A 17,693-nucleotide genomic window follows, 5' to 3' on the forward strand; every position below is an offset into this window, starting at 1 on the left:
AAAATAAGCAGAAGAATCCAGTATCACCAAGCCTTGAAAAAATTGCCGAGCAGCGAGCTCCAGCCCGAACTCATGAAACAAGTTAATCACGGAAATTTTCAAATTGCAGTGGTAATTCGATATCGGATTTCTTTAATAAAGCGATTGTATCCTGAAGATCATCGCGTTTTTTTCCGGTAACTCGAATTTTCTCCCCCTGGATGGATGTTTGAACTTTCGCCTTGCTGTCTTTAATAAATTTAATGATTTCTTTGGCCGTAGGTTGATCAATCCCCTGCTTAAAGGTCATGTTCAGAGAATAAAATTTTCCGATATGAACCGGCTTCTCTTCAATATCAACCCCGGCAGTAGTCAGATTACGCTTGGTGCAATGAGTACGAAATAAATCTTCAAGCTGACGCACCTGAAATTCCGATTCAGATCGCAGGGTAACAGTGAGTTCTTTAAGTTCAATTGTTGCTTCAACACCACGAAAATCAAAACGGGTCCCAACTTCCCGCGTCGCATTATCTACGGCATTCCGTAACTCAACTTCATTTATTTCAGAAACAATATCAAATGATGGCATAGCACACCTATAAAAATCAAAAGTCCTAATTTAACAAAATTCAGGTGTCGGTGGAAGATTGGATTGATGTGCAACTTAAGAACTATTGCTTATTAAATGAAAGAATGTTATCAAATTAATTGGTATAAAAATAACCTAGTTGGTTATGGATATTATTACCAGGCTGTAAAACAACCTATCATAAACCAGGCAATATCCTTAGGGTTATTTGCTTTCTCAAGGAGTGAGAAGTATGGGAAAGGAAAAGAAGGAACATTTGGCATCATATAGACCAATACCTAATAAAGCACGATTTTGGCTTCACTCTGAATACGGTTATACAGAGCAAGAATTAAATTTTCGTGATTGGGTTTTAGCGATTCGCTCCAAATCAGGCATCCATCCGGATTATTTGACCAACCAGGGTTCGTGGTTTGCTGACTCAGATCAGGCTTTGGTTAATATTTATGAGCACGCGTGGCTTTACTCCGATTCGTTCAAACCTCGTCAAGTATTAACTCGTGATGATTTTCATGTACAGCCCATTGATAGTCAAAGACTGCAATGGCCATCCTTGTATGATTTAATGCAAAATGTAGGAGACTACCTTCTGTTACGAAATCAGGAATTACCAGAAGAACATTTAAACCAACCGATGAATTATGTTCTTCTGGATGTAAATAATATTTTAAAAGGCTTAAGTCAAAATACCAACATCCAACAAGTCCAGGAACAATTGGAATTACTCACTCATTACTTACGAACCATTGAAAAAAACATTTCACCACTGGAGGGCTCGGATCGTTTGTTTTTGGCCAATTTTCGTAGCGTGATTGATAACAAAATTCATCCTCATTTAACTCATTTAGTGGAATCTCAGCTTCTCAGAGAGCGCCTTGGTGAGTTATCAAAAACCATAAAAAAACTATCAACTGACAGAAACAGAATTTTACATTTTGCTCTGAATATAAGTCCAGTGAACCCACATCCCTATGATTTTACACTGGGGCACATTACAGACTCCAGTGCATATCCTACACAGGTAGCAAAAAACTGCGGAAAACACGCTACAGAATTAGTTGCTGATTCAGCCCCTGTCCTTCATTTAACGATGGAGCAATTAAAAAACTGCCCAAAATTTCATTTAATTGCCATGGATGAAGATATTTTAAATCACTATGCCAATGCCGTTTCAGATTTGGATGAACTGGATAGATTTCAGAAAGTAGTCGCTCAAATCATGGATCTTTTGGGACAAGCCGGAGAAGTCTATACTATCCATCAATTCAAAGAGCAAATGCTCTCCCTGCTCAATCAAATTGATGTTTTTATCGATGAATCGTCGCACCATATTGATGCAATTATTGATAAAAATACCCAGGCATATCATAAAGCCATACAGCAAGAACAGGATTTATCTGTTTGGAAACGATTATTTACAGCGGAGCAGGCAAAATTACAAACCTTTAGAAAAAACCATGATACCTTATCCCAATTTCCCTCCAGCAGTTCTGATTTGCTTAAAACCAATAAGGCACTTAAAGGACAGGTCAATCAGGTAATCACTCATCTTAGTGCATCTCAAATAAAAGACACTTCTTTCGAAGCTATTGCAGGCCAGGCGCAAGAATTGGACAAACTTATGGGATCCATGCACCACTGGGTTAAACATCAACATACTAAACAAGGACGAATCGGCCCCAGCGCTCCCGAACCTTTAACTCGAGTTCTCCATACGGCTAAACCGCAAAGAAACTCAATCACAGCTCACACTCCTGCGCCACATTATTCTTCGTTATTCCCACCAACATCATCTACACTTACTGAACCAATCTGTCAGACTCATCCCAATGAATGTCCAGAACGCTATACTCCTCCAGACCCTTCTACAAATTCAATGTTTTATTTAGGATTAATTACACTAATTCCTGTAACGATCATTGTATTGATTTTTATCTATGAATGGAAAAAAGGGGAACAATCAGCTCCCCCTGCTCAAGGTACCAAGAAGGACTTTAAGCATATTAAACTACAAATCGATGATGTATTAACTAAAATCAAAGAACATGAGCATGTTAATAATACCGACTTGACTGATGAGTACGATATTTACATTGACCAATACAAAGAGTTAATTGGAAAAGCTCAATTAGGGACTTATTATTGTGACAGCCTGGCTGAACTATTGGAAGATTTAAATCAATTCTATCAGGAACTGGTTCAATCACCCGATGAACTAGATACTGGGTCAAAATGTCCGAGTATTTAATCCATCCAGCGAATGTAGCAACTGTTTTGAATTAAAAATCAAAACACTTGCTACTCTACCTCTAAGTCAGCAAATCAATTTTCCTTCACACGCAAATCAGGAGATTCTGCAGATATTAGTCATATCTGGTTCTTCACCTGAGGTGTTTGCAGTGGTATCAGATCTTGCGGTTTCAAGCATATTATAAAACACCCCAAAGGCCAGACCAATTTCAGGCCTTGGTGCATCAGAACTGCTGGAAGATGATTCTTTGATCAGACCAGAAATAAACTGTTTCAAGTCACTGTTTTCATTACTTATTTCTGAAAGTGAAGCTGAGGCTTTATCTTTTATTGCCTGAACTGGATCATGCTCCCTGTTCAGCAATAATTTCTCAATTTCACCCATCCTGATCAAAATCATATTTAAACGTGCTATAAATTTCTTTTCATCCCTGGTGGGTTTTCGTTTAAGCTGGATGACGCAACTCAGTAACTCCTCTTTATCAATCGCTTCATCCCTAAGATCAACAAACTCCAGTATCAAAATTTGCTGTCTTACCACATCCCTTTTAATTTCTTCAAATGAAGGAACTTCTGCAAGATTCTCAATTCTGTTTAATGAATTGCTGATTAATTCAAAATTGACTTCAGTAAAACCAGCAATCGCTTTATGCTGAACACGTGGTAATCTTCGAATTAATTGAGTAACTCTGCGTTCAATCGATTGTTTATAAAAACGAATTTGCGGATCATCAAGAAGTTGTCGTACCATCTGCTCACCCAAAGTTTCTTCCAAGTAGAATGGGACTTTCGTGGATTCATTTGAATGTATGTGATGTTTCAATAATTCAATTTTGTGCTGATTTGACAAGATTAACTCAGCTACCTGTCCTTTAAACTCTGGGGCACAGGTTGATTTATCCAATACCAGACGCAGAACCTGATTCAGCTGTTTATAAAATAAGGGATTGTTAACCGTAAGTCCGGAATTTTGTTCCAGTACTTCTCGCAAAGGATGGCCCTGTTTCAAAAGCAGAACTGCAGCGTATGGCAAACCAGAACTACTCTCTATATCCAACAAGGAAACACCATGTTTAACCAAAGTATTAAGACACTTCAGAGCCGGAAACTCTTTAGTTGAATTTTTGAAACAATAATCAACTAAAGATGGGTATTCTTTGTTCGCAATAACAAATCCTTTGAAATTAATGGGTATAATTTTATGTTTCAGCAAAAAGTCCAACAATTCAGCTTTAAAGTTTTGTAACGCTAATAAAGCGATAGTTTCTGGCAACATTGAGTGAAAAGAATTTAATTGTGCCGCTTGCTCATAGTGCTCTCGAATTAACGCTCTTTGCAATAAACCAATACCCAATTGCTTGACTCGATCTTCGAGGATTCTTAAATTAGTTAAATCCTTTAGAGTAACCTCATAATTATGTTTTGATTCCAAAGTCCACTCGAGCCCCAAAACATCAAGGTAGAGTTTTTCTATTTGAGTTATCAGTTTTTCATCAGTCATTGATTGATATGCGTCAGTACGCAATTTTAACTGCTGAATTTCTGCTGCAAAACTCTCTTTAGGGGCCACTTTATCCTTTGCGACATCTTCTGCAAGTACTGATTTTTGGACAGTGTGATGTTTAAAATGGGTGGCTTGATAACCAGTGCCTTTTTTGGAAGAACGTGATTTTCGTTCAACGCGCTCCGCCTTATCACTGGACGTAGCTTCTTCCTTCGACGCAGCAGAAGGTGCATCCATGGTCAGGACGTTGGCTAGTGTCATGTTTAGCCAGCTCATTTTACGAAATATTGGTGCAGGATGATTCGAATAAAGGATTATTTGATTTAAAACCTCTTTTTGCCGTTTGATCGTTTCAATATAAGCATTCTTGTTAAGGTGTATGTTTGCAGATAAAACCAGAATCCTGGCCTCCAGCTCCTCGTAATGCGCTTCCAATGATTTAATAACCATGGTCTGAAATGATCTTAATTTCCCGACAAGTTCGCGGGTAGCAGTGTCTGCCAGTAAGGTAAACGCAGCATCGTGCTCCTGACAGTTTACGGTTATGAATTCATTTTCTGATTGAATTTCCGCAAAATTGGGGTGAGAAAAAAAATAATCACGGGAATCAAAATAAACATGTAATCTGTATTCAATTCCTTCTTTTTCAAAATAAGCCGTATAATGATATTGGCTTTTATAATCTATTTTTCCAACAGCATCCGAATAAACACTCAGGTGATGATTGGTTAAACGATAACCCCCTATTACCAACTGTTCCTTTAAAGGCAGTTCAAACAAGAAATATGGAGTGCCCAGTTTGTGAGTGCGCTCTAATAAATGAACATTATCAGGCATTTCAAAATGCGCAAACTTGTTTCTGGCATTGATTAAATTAAAAAGTGCATTTTTGGACATTTTTGAACCCCGATGAACTTAGAGATCAAAAATTATACTTTAAGGAAATTGAGCAATCAACAAGCTGGGTAAATAAATCACAAGTTTAATAGATGGAGCACAATTCACACTACTTTATATTTTACGTACAGCAATCCTGTTAAAGCGATCAACGACAGTGCGGCTCCTGTGCAAGAGGTAAAAGACTATGGATGATTTCCGAGGAAATATCCATCAACATACTCACAAAACCCAATATCCATATTCCCGAGGGGATTTGAGTCAGTGTACGAAAAGCATAATGCTTTGCCATAAATCAATCCTTTGACTTGAATGTCCTTAAAAATAAATTAATAAACCAAAGCAAATGACATTTTTGAATACAAAAAGGTCATCAGCCGGTCCAATTTATCTTCAATAATCATTGGTACTTTAGATGGACTGTCACTCGAACTGGCCACTGGCTGCCAACTGTTATCAATTACTATATCAGATGAAGTCATGTGTGGCGCTACATAATGAAATAAACAAAACATCTGATTCGCTCTCATAGCCTTGATATGCTCAGGTGTTTTTTTCCTTTCAACACTGTCTCGATCAGCTTTTCTAGTGTAATTATCATTTAATTGTGGAGAGTGTAAATAAACACTTAATTGTTCTGTATCTCTTTTAAGATAACGTTTGTATTCCCCGGCAAAAATTCCCTCAACAATAATGACATCCTGCGGAGAAAAAGTAACTTCCCCCCTAGGGACTCGATCACTGACTGTCATATCATAGGTAGGTCGTTCAATAGCGTTGCCTGATTCTAAAGCAATTAGATGGCCAATAATCATCTCTTGCTCCAGAGCTTCCGGAACATCAAAATTCTTTGGCTTATCAGGATCCAGTTTGCTTTGAGGAAGATAATAATGATCCAGATTCAAAGTAGCAACACTGAATCCTTTCTCTTTTATCAAGAATTCCATTTCATCGGCTACCGTTGATTTTCCGGATCCCGTTGCTCCAGTTACAAAAATAAATTTAGGCATAACAATCCCTTTTGGACAAAAAGAAGGCATTATATTCTTGCTAAAATAAATTACAATAGACTATCTTGAATCCGTACAAAATGTTTAATCGGGCTGCCCAATTAATTGAAAATCAAAGTGTTTTTTTTGATTTTAAATCAATAAGTTAGTATATTAATTCGCAATGGTCGTTCAATATTAAATAACATAAAGGATGCTGGTGCTGAGTTTGACGACTGGGGGAAAGCGAAATGATTCATGCTTTGGAGCTGACTTTGAATTCAGGCCTGGCCCATAATCCCCTGCACCAATGTTTTTTGTTTAACATGAATTACATCGTATAAGGACAAAGGCTATGCAAAGAAACAGCAACGTGATTTCTATGAAAAAAATACTGGCTTTCTTGTGCTCAGCATGGATGATCACAACAGTGTTCGCAGGGACTCCATTGTGGACCTTTGAGCCGCTGACGGCCACCACAATTGCAGTACCTGCCAATGGTACAGCCACGGTGCAATATCAAGTCACGAACCAATCCACTAAGCCACATACCTTAACAATGCGCCCCATTTTGGGTATTACGCAAATCACCACAGGACTCAATGTATGCGGCAATCCTTTTGTACTCAGAGGCAAGAATTCCTGCATACTCTCTTTGCAGATAAATGGTAATCAGTTAAACGATCCAGTTACGGGTGGTCCTGTGGTTTGCCAACAAGGGTCCATGAATCAGTGTTACTGTCCAGGTAGTGCCAATATTCTGCGCATTACCCAAGCGCCACCGATAACGGATGTGGTGATTGCCGTCACCGGGTCTCCTTTAACACTAACGGTCAATGGGCCAACGGGGCAACTCACGATTAACAACACGTCAACGCAAGTGACTGCCACCAACATCACCTCCAATTTAACAGGGACTGACCTGGATGGCAATGTCACCGAGACAGGGAATACCTGTGCAAATGTTCCGCCAGGAGATAGTTGCACACTGACGTATACGCCAGGCAACACGATGGTACCGCAAACGAACTTCTCCATTCAGGGCACCAATACCAATGCGCTGACAGCAGCCATTGCTATTCAGTCGGGCAGTACGCTGACTGCCATCAACCCAGCTTCAGGCACGGCGTCGGGGGGAACGGGATTTACCTTAACGGGGACTGGGTTAACCGGTGCTACGAGTGTCACCTTTGATGGGATGGCGGCAACAAGCCTCAATGTGGTCAATTCGACAACGGTGACTGGCGTCACGCCTGCCCATGCGACTGGAGTTGTGGATGTTGTGATTGACACACCGGCAGGTGGTGCAACACTGAATAATGGTTATACCTACGTGACCACCGCAGTAGGGCAACCTTCAGGCGGCGGCATCATTGCTTGTTTAAATGGAGGATTAAATAATCTGATTATAGCTACCACCGATGCTAGCTGGAACATTGAATGGGGAGGATTTGGTACAGTTGCTACTGGAGCGCAAAGTAATACCGATGGAGCCAGTAATACTACAGCTATTGTTTTGGCACTCGGTAACAACAGCGGTGTTCCTTATGCAGCACAATTGTGTAATGACTTTGAGGTGGACTCCCAAGGCAATACCCCCTGTCAGGCAGGAAATACCTGCTATAACGATTGGTTCTTGCCGGCTGGAAATAACCTGACAGCGTCAGGCCAGCTCAACTGCTTATTTACTAATCGCGTGGCCATAGGCGGTATTTCCTTTGACCACTACTGGAGTTCTACCGAGTTTTCCGGCAATCCTACGTTCGATGCCTGGTTCCAGGACTTCAGCAATGGCAACCAGTACGTCGGCGGTAAGAGCAGCGTTCTTCGGGTTAGGTGCGTTCGGGCTTTTACCCCTTAACCCCTTTATCCCTTTTCTTTTGAGGCAGCGCACAGCTGCCTCATGAATTTTTTTAAAGATGAATAAGCTGGATTTGCAGGAGAAATGTGCCAAAAAGCTGACAAGATGGGCCATATTTCAGTAAACGATGCAAATAGTGTGACGGTGCTGGTTGGGTTCCATCTTATTTTAGTTACACGTTAGTGCATCAAATCAGGGTTTTTCGATTGTTTTTCGAGCAAATCACTGCGCAACAGCGACAGGTTATCCACAAATTCTGTACATAACTATGTGAATAGCCTGTAAAAGTACTTGTATAATCTAAGAAAAAGGCTCTGCTTAATCACTTATCAGACTGCATGTTCAGAAGAAATGGCGATTGCAACAAATCGATTATAAACTGTTCGCAAGATACCAACTGATCTATAGCAACGTATTCATTGGCACGATGTGCCTGCTCGATACTGCCAGGACCACAGACTATGGTTGGAATGTGTGCTTGCTGAAATAATCCAGCCTCTGTTGCGTAAGCAACCTTGTGCAATTTATCACTATGACAAATCTGTTGTGCTGCCTGAACAATTGGCTCAGATGGATTAGTATCCAAACCGGGTGCTTTTGCAATAGTCTCCAGACTCACATCTGCTTCTGCGTGTTCCTGTTTCAAAGTGGGTCTTAAATGCTCATCAACAAAAGCACTGATCTTTTGGTCCAGCTCGTTGGGGTTATCTACAGCCAGATTTCTAAATTCAAAAATAAAGTCACATAAACTCGGTAAAGTATTATAGGAATTTCCCCCTTGAATCAGATTAGTAGTTAACGTGGTATAGGGTACATCGTAGGCAGGATCCCGAAATCCCTTGTTTTTAAACTCGGTAGCAATGCCCCTCAAATAGCTGATCATAGTGGCCGCATGTTCGATAGCATTGGAGCCTTGATCCGTTAAAGAGGAATGTGCGGCAACCCCATGTATCTGACAGCGGTATGATTGTTTCCCTTTATGCCCAATAACTGGCTGCATCAAAGTAGGCTCACCAACAATACAGGCATCAGGCCTGTAATTCAGCTCTAAAATTTTATCTATTAGATAAGGGGCCCCCAAACACCCTATTTCCTCGTCATATGAAAAGGCTAAGTGAACTGGAAAATCTAAATTCATGCCTTGCAATTTCGGAATTAAAGCCATAACAACAGCGATAAATCCTTTCATATCGCAAGCCCCCCTTCCATAAACACGGTTTTCTCTAATGGTTGCTTCAAAAGGATTGCTGTCCCAATTTTGCCCATCAACGGGCACAACATCGGTATGACCGGACAAGACGATTCCACCATTCATCCTTCCATTCTTACCTGGAAGAGTAGCGAATAAATTGGCTTTAGGCTGCTTGCTGTCATGAATTAAAATTGGATTGATTTTATAATCTGTTAAAACATTGGCCAAAAATTCAATGAGAGATAAATTCGAATAGCGCGAAGTTGTATCGAAAGCAATTAATTTAGCTAGCCAGTCAAGTTGATTCATAATACTCCTTTTAAGTTGTGACTAATCGATCGTACTGCATTTCTTCTGATTTACCTGTCTCCTGATAAACAAAAGCACCAACCAAACCGATGGATACCGCAGTCAATAAATAATAAGTAAAAACCATAGGGCTATGGGTCTTTTCTATTAGCACAGTAATAATAAAAGGGGCAAACCCGCCAAAAATCATCACCGCCAAATTATAGCTAATTGCCAGACAGGTGGATCGTATCGCCATAGGAAATAATTCACTTAAAACTGCAGTCACTACACCAAAATAGGCACCTGTAAACACTCCAAAAATACTCTCAATAAGAATTAGCGTACTTAAGGAAGGGTGTTGAGTAAGTAGAGAAAATAAAGGATAAACAAGAATAAAACAAAAGAACATAGAACAAAGTAAAACCGCTTTTTTACCTATTCGATCAGACAATGCACCAAACAATGGAATGGTAATGATGCTGACTGATATTCCAGTCATCGTTCCCAGATAAGCATCGTCCATCGATAAATGTAAATACAATTTACTATACGTCGGCATGTAGCTGAATAATGTATAAAATGACCCAGTACAGCCAATGACAAGGCATAATGCAATAGCCAACAAACGCTTTTGTTGAATAATAATACTCGATAAACTCTCTGTCCTGAAATGTTGTGGGATCCCGGTGAATTGCCGTTGCAACTGTCGCCGAAGTAACCATCCGATGGGCAAGATGAAAAGACCAATAGCAAATGGAATCCGCCAGGCAAAGTCATACAAATACTCTTGAGAGCAACTAACAGTCAAAAAAAAGCAAATTGAAGATCCTGACAACACAGCAAATAATTGTCCCACCATTTGAAAGGAAGTATAGAGTCCTTTTTGGGATTCTGGCGCCAATTGGCTCAGCAGGGAGCTGGCTATGCCAAACTCCGCACCAGTAGCCAAACCCTGAATTAATCGAGCCCATAAAATCAATACAGTAGCCCAAAGACCAATGTGTTCAAAGGACGGAGTGAAAGTAATGAGGATTGTGGCAAGCGCCATGAGATTAAAAACCAGCATGAGCGCTTTATGATGCCCATGCCTGTCAGCCCATATTCCTAAAAATACTCCGCCTAAAGGCCTAACGACCAGAGCAACGCCTGAACTTGCCATAGTCGCCAATATAGAGGTGATCCGATTTTGATTTGGGAAATATGCCTGAGCAATAAAAAGAAGCATGAAGTTATAAATCATAAAATCATACCATTCCATTGCGTTACCAATGCATATAGCAACAACGCTTTTTAATGAATTATTCGAGTTGGACATAGTCTAAATCACTGTTATATTTTTGTGTTTACCAATACACCATATCAGATCACTAAAGAAACCTGCATAGAGTAACGCATATTGATGATTATTTAAATTGGACCTAATTTCGGAATATGGCACAAAGATTCTTATGGAGTTATTTATAAAATGAGCGCGCTTTTGCTCGCAAATATTTTACCCCCCTCACCCTAAACCCTCTCCCCCACGCTACGCGCAGTGGAGAGGGGATTTGATCGAGAGAAACTCATTTTCTCCGGACGCTACTGCGCCTGCGCGGGCATGGCTGTTTTTTTTCATGTACAGAGAGTTCACAAATCTTAAATAATTTTACTGGCAATTCAAGGCCAACTGTTTTAAATTATCGCTGTTTTTAAATAATAATATACATGGAACGAGTTACTAAATCATGAAAAAATCAACCCTGCTCTCTTTATTATCTGCACTATCCTTGAGTTCTGCTATCCATGCCGGTGGTATGGGTGATTCTAATTCCTGCTGTTCTACTTTTTTTGCGCTTGAAGGTGGATATACCTGGAATACAATTGATGGATATGACTTTGCACTGATTGGCGCCAATACAGTGATCACTTCAGCTATAACCAACGATCAATATACTGGCCGTCTAGCAGTTGGAATGGTAAGTATGTTTGAAGATCAATTTGGAGCGACTGGAGAGTTAGGCTGGGGATATTATGGAAAAACCACGATTAATCCCGCAGTAAACGGTGTAACCATTCAGCTTCCCGCATCATTTACCATGAGTCACACAATATCAGGCTTTGATGTGTTATTAGGTGTTGCCTATATGCAACCTTATTACAGTTTATCCATCAAGGCAGGCGCCATGATACAAAATATGCAAACACATACAACTTCCTTGTACTCCCCTGCCTTTGCATCTCCGCTAATCAATAGCTACAGCGAAAAGAGCAATCAGACAGCGGTATTACCTGAAATAAAATTAGGTGCGGCCTATAACTTTAATGAAAATTGGGCTTTAACCGGTTCTTATTTATTCGCGTTAGGAGCAAGCCCTAAAACAACAGGAACCTTCAACCTGAATAATTCCACTGGAAATATCAACATGGATACTCAAAATCCAACACTGAACGCTCTGTTAATTGGTGTTCAATATACCGTTTAGGCAGTAGTCTACACAATTATAGAACGCCCAGGTACCCTTGCAACGGGTACCTGCACTGCTGTCCCATTAAAAATGTGACGTCTTTCCGAGCGTAACGAGGAATCTCCTGCAAATTGGCACAATCTGAATTAATGCATTAATTATCATTACCTTTTAAACTCTTTTTTTTACAAGGAATTGAATGATGTCATCAGAAGATGTACCTGGATTTTTATATCATTTCGACTGATATGATTTTAATGGCCGCATTGTAATGGGATCGTGCAACCTTGCAGGAGATTCCTCGCTACGCTCGGAAAGACGTCATTTTTTTAATGGGACAGACGTGCGGGTACCTGCTTTTTACGAATAATGAATGAGTAAGCCCCAACAAATCCTCTTGATTCAATAGCCCACCATCATCACACCACATTTGACTTTATTGGCTCTCGATTCATATACTATGCCATTTTTTAGAACAGCAACCTCTATTTCAAGGTGATTCTAATGCCCTTTCTCTACAGCAGTATTTTTGATGGCCCGAACATAATCACTAAAAAAGATTTGTGCGAATTATTAAATCTTGATTTATCAAGGCCCAATCTTAACTTTAGCCCAGCCGAAATTAATAAAGCGTATCGAATGAGAGCGATAAGATTTCATCCGGATGGCCAACAAAGCAGATACGCACAACCCATTCCGGAACCAATCTGTAATACACTCATGGGAGACATCTTATTAGCCAGAGATTATATGCTAGCAGGTGAAGACAACATTCCAGGAAAAGCATTTAAAGACAATCTTGCTAAATTTACCCCTTCAGACTGGGCAAGCGCCCTTACAGATATGCTGAAAGTAACAAAAAACAGTTCAGCTACCCTGTCACAGACAATAAGCTGGCTGCATTTCTTCAGCAGCAGTCTGTTAGTAACCATACCTCTGTCGACTTATTCGGATGGGCAATTAAATTTTCGTTATATTAATACTTTTTCCAAACAATTGGCTGCTATTCGCCCCTATATAAAGGATGTAGATGGCAGTTCGGTTGCGGTATTTTTACTGATTCTTAGAGATTATATTAGCAGTGCCGAACAAATCAACATGGATGAAATTCTTACCCATATCAAAGAACTATCGCCAGAACTTCTTGATTCCATTGTAGAACAGAAAAAACTGGATGAACTGCTTCTGGCGATAGCAGAAGCCGGTCAGGAATTAAAAATCACTCTGACTGATGAGCTTATTAATAAGATTCAATACATCTTCGGATTTTGGCCGCAACTTATCGCGAATATGCCCACATGGAAAAACATTATGACTGTTTTTTTCATCTCAACCCTGTTTACCGCGACCAGTTTGCCCAAATTCTTTAATGCATTAAAAGTAATTGCTGAGACAATCATTCAACACAAAGGCTGGATTCAGTTTTTATTAACCGCCCTCCCCATGCTGCTGCTCAGTACTTTAATGCTCCCTGTTAACCTTGCGCTTCAACTGAGTCTGCCGCTTGCATGGATTGGCTTAAAGGCAACCTATCAACTCCTAACCAATGGCTTTATTTTATTGTTTTCAGGTATAAATCTATTATTATCACTGCTGCCAAACAGCAACACATCCCCTACTCATGCAGCATTCTCCCTTTTTGAAGGGAGCTTTAATTTAATGGTGCGATTAAGCCTAAATGTAGCAATTGAAATTTTGGATTCGATTATTTTTATACTGAGCAACAAAAGCCCTCTAAGTTCAATACAAGCAAGTTTGAATACAAAGTTTGATTCGGTAATGGATTCATTGCGTCCGAAAATCAAACCAACACAGCAATTAGAGAACGAATCCAGTACGCTGGCATTAATTCCCATTGAAAGCCAGACTGATGATCGTCCTCAGGCCAGCGCTGCAAAACCAGCCCAGCCATTTGGATTCTTTCCAAACAGTAAATTTACAAACGATGAAGATCTTTGGCTTAACAGCTTACTCAAGCATATTTCAGAAGCTGAGCGCAATGAATCTGAACTAATCAACACTGCAACCATCTAATAAGCATACTTTTCTTTAAACTAACTGAATAATCCTCTGCCTTTGAGGATTATTCAAAGTCAAATCCACAACTAATTGATTAAAATTTCACCCTGTGCTAGCATGGCTTTTTTTTAACCTTTATGGTCATAAATACAAATGATAGCACAACATGATTCTACCCTGATATCTCAAGAAAGCGACAGCAATGCTCTTAATGAAGAATTAAAACAATTAATCGCCTACATTCAATTACGAGAAAAAGAATTTCACGAGGCCGAGGAATCATTCAAGCCCTTCATATTAGGCACCGCATTGAATGCCATACAAAAAAGCCTTTACAGCCCGACATTACAAAACATCAAAACAGCACACACTATTCTCGATTATTTGGCTGAAATCATTAAAATACAAAGCACAATACAGCCCTATTTATCTGAACCTCACAATCCTCTGATTACCAAGATAGTTGATAGTGAATTTGATCTGCTGCTCAACATGGCAACAAAGGCACTGCATGAAAGCGGTGAGCTTCCGTTAGATCACGCCTGGATTACCTTCGGAAGAATTTTAAAACTCCATAATCAATTAACCTCTGAATCGACGCCATCTGCTAAAGCTGCTGATGTTAAAGAAGCACTAAAAACACTAAGTGGTATTTTACTCTCTCGAGAGCTTCGACAAAAAATTGATGAAGAACTTAACCGTTTTAATTCTTTGAAACTGGAGGCTTATACTGAATACAATGACTTGATTGAAGCGCTTAACCCTATCAAGGAACGATTAATTGCCTTAAATCAGGAAGCACAAAAAGATCAGGTTGTTGACTCAATCGCCATGATTTCCGTGGTATTACATCAAATCGATGTAATGGTAGCGCTCTTTATGAAGAGACAGCTCGATAATACCATTGAACAGATCCAAAGAAATCAATGGGCCACGGTATATAATAAACAACAATGGTACTTTAATATCCTCAGTCCGCTTAATAAAGTACTTAACGTATTCACCCTCCTCGAATGGTCCGATGAAGACAAACAAAACTACATTAACCAATTGCATGCCGGATATGAATTATGTCGCGATGATGATTTTTTAGAACTTCTTGCCCGATGCGCTAAGTTATTCTACAGTGATAAACCGGAACAGTTACTGCCAATTACTCAATTTATAAATCAATCTCGAGACACGGTTAATTCAGCACGTTCCATTCTTAAAAAGAAACGAGTTCATTTTAGTGAAGTAGAGCAAACAGTGCCTGCTTCGTCCAGCAAAGAAACGACACAGCATACTTCTAAAAAACCCAGATTGAGAGAGGATGAATCCCCCAAGCAACCCCAATCCCCGATGGAATCCTCTTTTGTTAACATTTTATCCTCGGTGCTGAAACCAGATGAGCCTACTTCGAGAAAATTTACTGCTGCAATGCTCGGCGCTCTGGCTCGAGCAATTTGGTCGATTAAAGACCTGGATGGCAGTAACAAAGCTATCATGGATTATGATTTAATAAAGCGAGCTCTCAGACTGTGTAAGGATACTGAGCCAAGGTTATTTTCTCGACTTAATGAGCAATTAGCAAAGCTCAAAGAACGCTTTGCAAGACAATTACACGATTATGAAAAATTCAGTGTACAGCACCAAAATGAAACTGAAGCAATTGAAACAGTAACTCAAGATCAATTTAAACACATTCTATCGAACCTTGTCAGTCAACTAGCGATTCACATTCGACTAGAATCAATGGACTGTGCTATTGAGCAACTGGTAAACAAATGGATGGCCAACTTAAGAGACGACAAATTTGTCCAGGTCCATTTTATTGAACAGATGGAGGCAGGGATTCAGGGAAGAACCTTAAATTCAACGGCATCTTCTTCAAGTCACAGTTCAAGCTCTAGCTCAAGTCAAACCAGAGTCACAAGAACATTTCACTCAATCACGAGTGCGCTAATCAGTGCAACACCCGGTGAATTTGCGCTTTTTCTGGACAATAAAAAACACATAATGGAGGATGAACCTCATTTTTATCTGCAATATTTAATCAATCCAATACGTGGCAAAACGCCATTACATAACGCACTATGTGATGGACAATTTTATAATAAGGATACTTTGTTTGCTTACCTTAATGAGGTGAAATCATTATATGGAACAGATACTCAAAAATTCCACTCATTCCTTGTATGTCAAACTCAATCAGGATTTACCTTTTTACATCAAATTGCCGCACTAGGTTCTATGGATTTATTAATTTCCTTTACCGAGCTACTCAAAAAGGAACTGGGATTAGAGGGCTATGCCAGAGCGCTTAGAATTCAGACTCAAAATGGATATCTACCATTTTGTAACAATAAAGTGGCTCATTACCAAGAGATCAATACGTTTCTTGAAATGGAACGAAGAAATACTTCAACCCAAAGAACACCCTCCGCGTCGGATCATCATTCCTTTTTTAGAGCGTCTTTAGAAGGAAGTTCATCAACACAGCAAGACATCAGAGGGGATGACTTTTCATACTCGCAAAAGAGAAACGAGTGACAGATCACTGATTCTAGTTTCTACAAAACCCAGGTATCACAGATTGATCCGGCTTCTGGATCAATCTGTGATATGAAGTAAAGTCGTTTTAAACTGGATTTTTTTTCTGTTCAAGAGAATCGTCCTGATAGTATCAACTCTACAACCCCTATTTACTTGGTGACAATACATCATCTAAGATACTCTGGATAAATCGCTTCATCGCTGTTTTAACCAAGAGTGTTCATGAATAAATATTGTTGTTTCAGTATGTTTCACTTAATTGCATGCATTCTCCTGCAATCGAATCTTTATGCAAAGCAAGAAAACACGAATACCACTGATATAAATCAACCTCCCAGCATAGGCAATTTTGCCTTGCCTACCGCTCAACAACCCAGCCCACTGGTTTCATTCGGACAAAATATAGTCGATAGAGGGCAACGTCAACTGTTCCTGGAACCGACTTACATCCAGGCTCCAATGGAACATTTTACTACAGCCACCCCCTCGTTTCTCTATGGACTTTATGACACTGCATCACTTTATATAAGCCTTCCAGTAGCCGTAAGTTACAGAGAAGACACATCTCATTCTTCTGGGCTGTCTGATGCGTTAATTCAATTAGAATATGCCTTTTTGGAAACATCCAATAGCCGCTATACAACGCAGGCTACTTTTGTAACCAATACAACACTTCCCACTGGTTCCCTGGAAAAATCACCCCCAACAGGCTCTGGATCTCCCACATTTTTTTTAGGTACAACCTACAACTTCACCTCGGTCAACTGGTATGGTTTTGTATCTCCTGGAGCCATATTCACACCGAAACATAATAATTTCAAACCAGGAGCACAATATTTTTACCAGTTTGGATTAGGAAGAAACATTCACAGTACTCCCAATCAATATATTTTTGCAGGCCTGGTAGAGTTCAATGGAATAATCGCTGAAAAGTCATCGATATTCAATCAAGCCATACCCGATACCGGAGGGAAGATTTTTGGGGTTACTCCATCCCTCTGGTTTTCAACGCAGCATTTAACCCTTCAGGTGGGTATAGGAATACCGCTGGTTCAACATTTAAATGGAGATCAAGAACCCAACGATTATTTTCTTGTCGGAAATATAGGCTGGTTATTTAGCCCCTGAGAAGTGATAACCCCC

At 39.8% G+C, this 17,693-nt stretch carries 12 protein-coding genes; 6 read left to right on the forward strand and 6 right to left on the reverse strand.

Annotation, left to right across the window (positions count from 1 at the left end; genetic code table 11):
- Positions 1–82: 82 nt before the first annotated feature.
- The gene (locus ELY21_RS07155) at positions 83–568 is read right to left on the reverse strand and encodes a YajQ family cyclic di-GMP-binding protein (protein WP_127108210.1); all 486 of its coding nucleotides are present in this window, start codon (positions 566–568) and stop codon (positions 83–85) included.
- A 232-nt stretch (positions 569–800) separates the two neighbouring features.
- On the opposite strand from ELY21_RS07155, the gene ELY21_RS07160 reads away from it, so the two are divergent.
- Positions 801–2,816 carry a hypothetical protein gene (locus ELY21_RS07160; RefSeq protein WP_127108212.1) on the forward strand — a complete coding sequence of 672 codons (2,016 nt, stop codon included), beginning with the start codon at positions 801–803 and terminating at the stop codon, positions 2,814–2,816.
- Between the two features lie 96 nt (positions 2,817–2,912).
- Here the strand turns inward: ELY21_RS07160 and ELY21_RS07165 are convergent, their stop codons facing one another.
- From ELY21_RS07165 to ELY21_RS07175, 3 genes are all read right to left on the reverse strand, one after another.
- Entirely contained in the window at positions 2,913–5,219 is a 2,307-nt protein-coding gene (locus ELY21_RS07165) for a hypothetical protein (RefSeq protein WP_127108214.1), read from the reverse strand.
- A gap of 148 nt (positions 5,220–5,367) precedes the next feature.
- Positions 5,368–5,511 carry a hypothetical protein gene (locus ELY21_RS07170; RefSeq protein WP_199741667.1) on the reverse strand — a complete coding sequence of 48 codons (144 nt, stop codon included), beginning with the start codon at positions 5,509–5,511 and terminating at the stop codon, positions 5,368–5,370.
- Between the two features lie 37 nt (positions 5,512–5,548).
- Complete coding sequence (locus tag ELY21_RS07175) at positions 5,549–6,229, reverse strand: AAA family ATPase (RefSeq protein WP_127108216.1); 681 nt, start codon at positions 6,227–6,229, stop codon at positions 5,549–5,551.
- A 334-nt stretch (positions 6,230–6,563) separates the two neighbouring features.
- Between ELY21_RS07175 and ELY21_RS07180 the strand changes: the two genes are divergently transcribed.
- Positions 6,564–8,069: an IPT/TIG domain-containing protein gene (locus ELY21_RS07180; protein ID WP_233588679.1), complete on the forward strand. Its 1,506-nt coding sequence runs from the start codon at positions 6,564–6,566 to the stop codon at positions 8,067–8,069.
- 322 nt (positions 8,070–8,391) lie between these two features.
- Here the strand turns inward: ELY21_RS07180 and argE are convergent, their stop codons facing one another.
- Both argE and ELY21_RS07190 read right to left on the reverse strand, forming a co-directional pair.
- A complete protein-coding gene (argE, locus tag ELY21_RS07185) occupies positions 8,392–9,570 on the reverse strand; it encodes an acetylornithine deacetylase (RefSeq protein ID WP_127108218.1) in 1,179 nt (392 codons plus the stop codon).
- Positions 9,571–9,580: 10 nt separating this feature from the next.
- Positions 9,581–10,867 carry an MFS transporter gene (locus tag ELY21_RS07190; protein WP_127108220.1) on the reverse strand — a complete coding sequence of 429 codons (1,287 nt, stop codon included), beginning with the start codon at positions 10,865–10,867 and terminating at the stop codon, positions 9,581–9,583.
- Positions 10,868–11,276: 409 nt separating this feature from the next.
- Here ELY21_RS07190 and ELY21_RS07195 point away from each other — a divergent pair, with 409 nt between their 5' ends.
- From ELY21_RS07195 to ELY21_RS07210, 4 genes are all read left to right on the forward strand, one after another.
- Complete coding sequence (locus tag ELY21_RS07195) at positions 11,277–12,014, forward strand: hypothetical protein (RefSeq protein ID WP_127108222.1); 738 nt, start codon at positions 11,277–11,279, stop codon at positions 12,012–12,014.
- 486 nt (positions 12,015–12,500) lie between these two features.
- Positions 12,501–14,030, forward strand: a complete 1,530-nt coding sequence (locus ELY21_RS07200) for a hypothetical protein (protein ID WP_127108224.1) — start codon at positions 12,501–12,503, stop codon at positions 14,028–14,030.
- A gap of 138 nt (positions 14,031–14,168) precedes the next feature.
- A complete protein-coding gene (locus ELY21_RS07205) occupies positions 14,169–16,547 on the forward strand; it encodes a hypothetical protein (RefSeq protein WP_127108226.1) in 2,379 nt (792 codons plus the stop codon).
- 225 nt (positions 16,548–16,772) lie between these two features.
- The gene (locus ELY21_RS07210; RefSeq protein ID WP_127108228.1) at positions 16,773–17,678 is read left to right on the forward strand and encodes a hypothetical protein; all 906 of its coding nucleotides are present in this window, start codon (positions 16,773–16,775) and stop codon (positions 17,676–17,678) included.
- The last annotated feature ends 15 nt before the right edge of the window (positions 17,679–17,693 follow it).

Origin of the sequence: Legionella sp. km535 (genome assembly GCF_003990085.1) — a bacterium.
Taxonomy (GTDB): domain Bacteria; phylum Pseudomonadota; class Gammaproteobacteria; order Legionellales; family Legionellaceae; genus Legionella; species Legionella moravica.

Bases quoted from the DNA above. Each gene is read 5' to 3' on its own strand.
- ELY21_RS07160 (WP_127108212.1), top strand. From the start codon at position 801: ATGGGAAAGGAAAAGAAGGAACATTTGGCATCATATAGACCAATACCT.
- ELY21_RS07190 (WP_127108220.1), bottom strand. From the start codon at position 10,867: ATGTCCAACTCGAATAATTCATTAAAAAGCGTTGTTGCTATATGCATT.
- ELY21_RS07155 (WP_127108210.1), bottom strand. From the start codon at position 568: ATGCCATCATTTGATATTGTTTCTGAAATAAATGAAGTTGAGTTACGG.
- ELY21_RS07175 (WP_127108216.1), bottom strand. From the start codon at position 6,229: ATGCCTAAATTTATTTTTGTAACTGGAGCAACGGGATCCGGAAAATCA.
- argE (WP_127108218.1), bottom strand. From the start codon at position 9,570: ATGAATCAACTTGACTGGCTAGCTAAATTAATTGCTTTCGATACAACT.
- ELY21_RS07165 (WP_127108214.1), bottom strand. From the start codon at position 5,219: ATGTCCAAAAATGCACTTTTTAATTTAATCAATGCCAGAAACAAGTTT.
- ELY21_RS07180 (WP_233588679.1), top strand. From the start codon at position 6,564: ATGCAAAGAAACAGCAACGTGATTTCTATGAAAAAAATACTGGCTTTC.
- ELY21_RS07170 (WP_199741667.1), bottom strand. From the start codon at position 5,511: ATGGCAAAGCATTATGCTTTTCGTACACTGACTCAAATCCCCTCGGGA.
- ELY21_RS07210 (WP_127108228.1), top strand. From the start codon at position 16,773: ATGAATAAATATTGTTGTTTCAGTATGTTTCACTTAATTGCATGCATT.
- ELY21_RS07195 (WP_127108222.1), top strand. From the start codon at position 11,277: ATGAAAAAATCAACCCTGCTCTCTTTATTATCTGCACTATCCTTGAGT.
- ELY21_RS07205 (WP_127108226.1), top strand. From the start codon at position 14,169: ATGATAGCACAACATGATTCTACCCTGATATCTCAAGAAAGCGACAGC.
- ELY21_RS07200 (WP_127108224.1), top strand. From the start codon at position 12,501: ATGCCCTTTCTCTACAGCAGTATTTTTGATGGCCCGAACATAATCACT.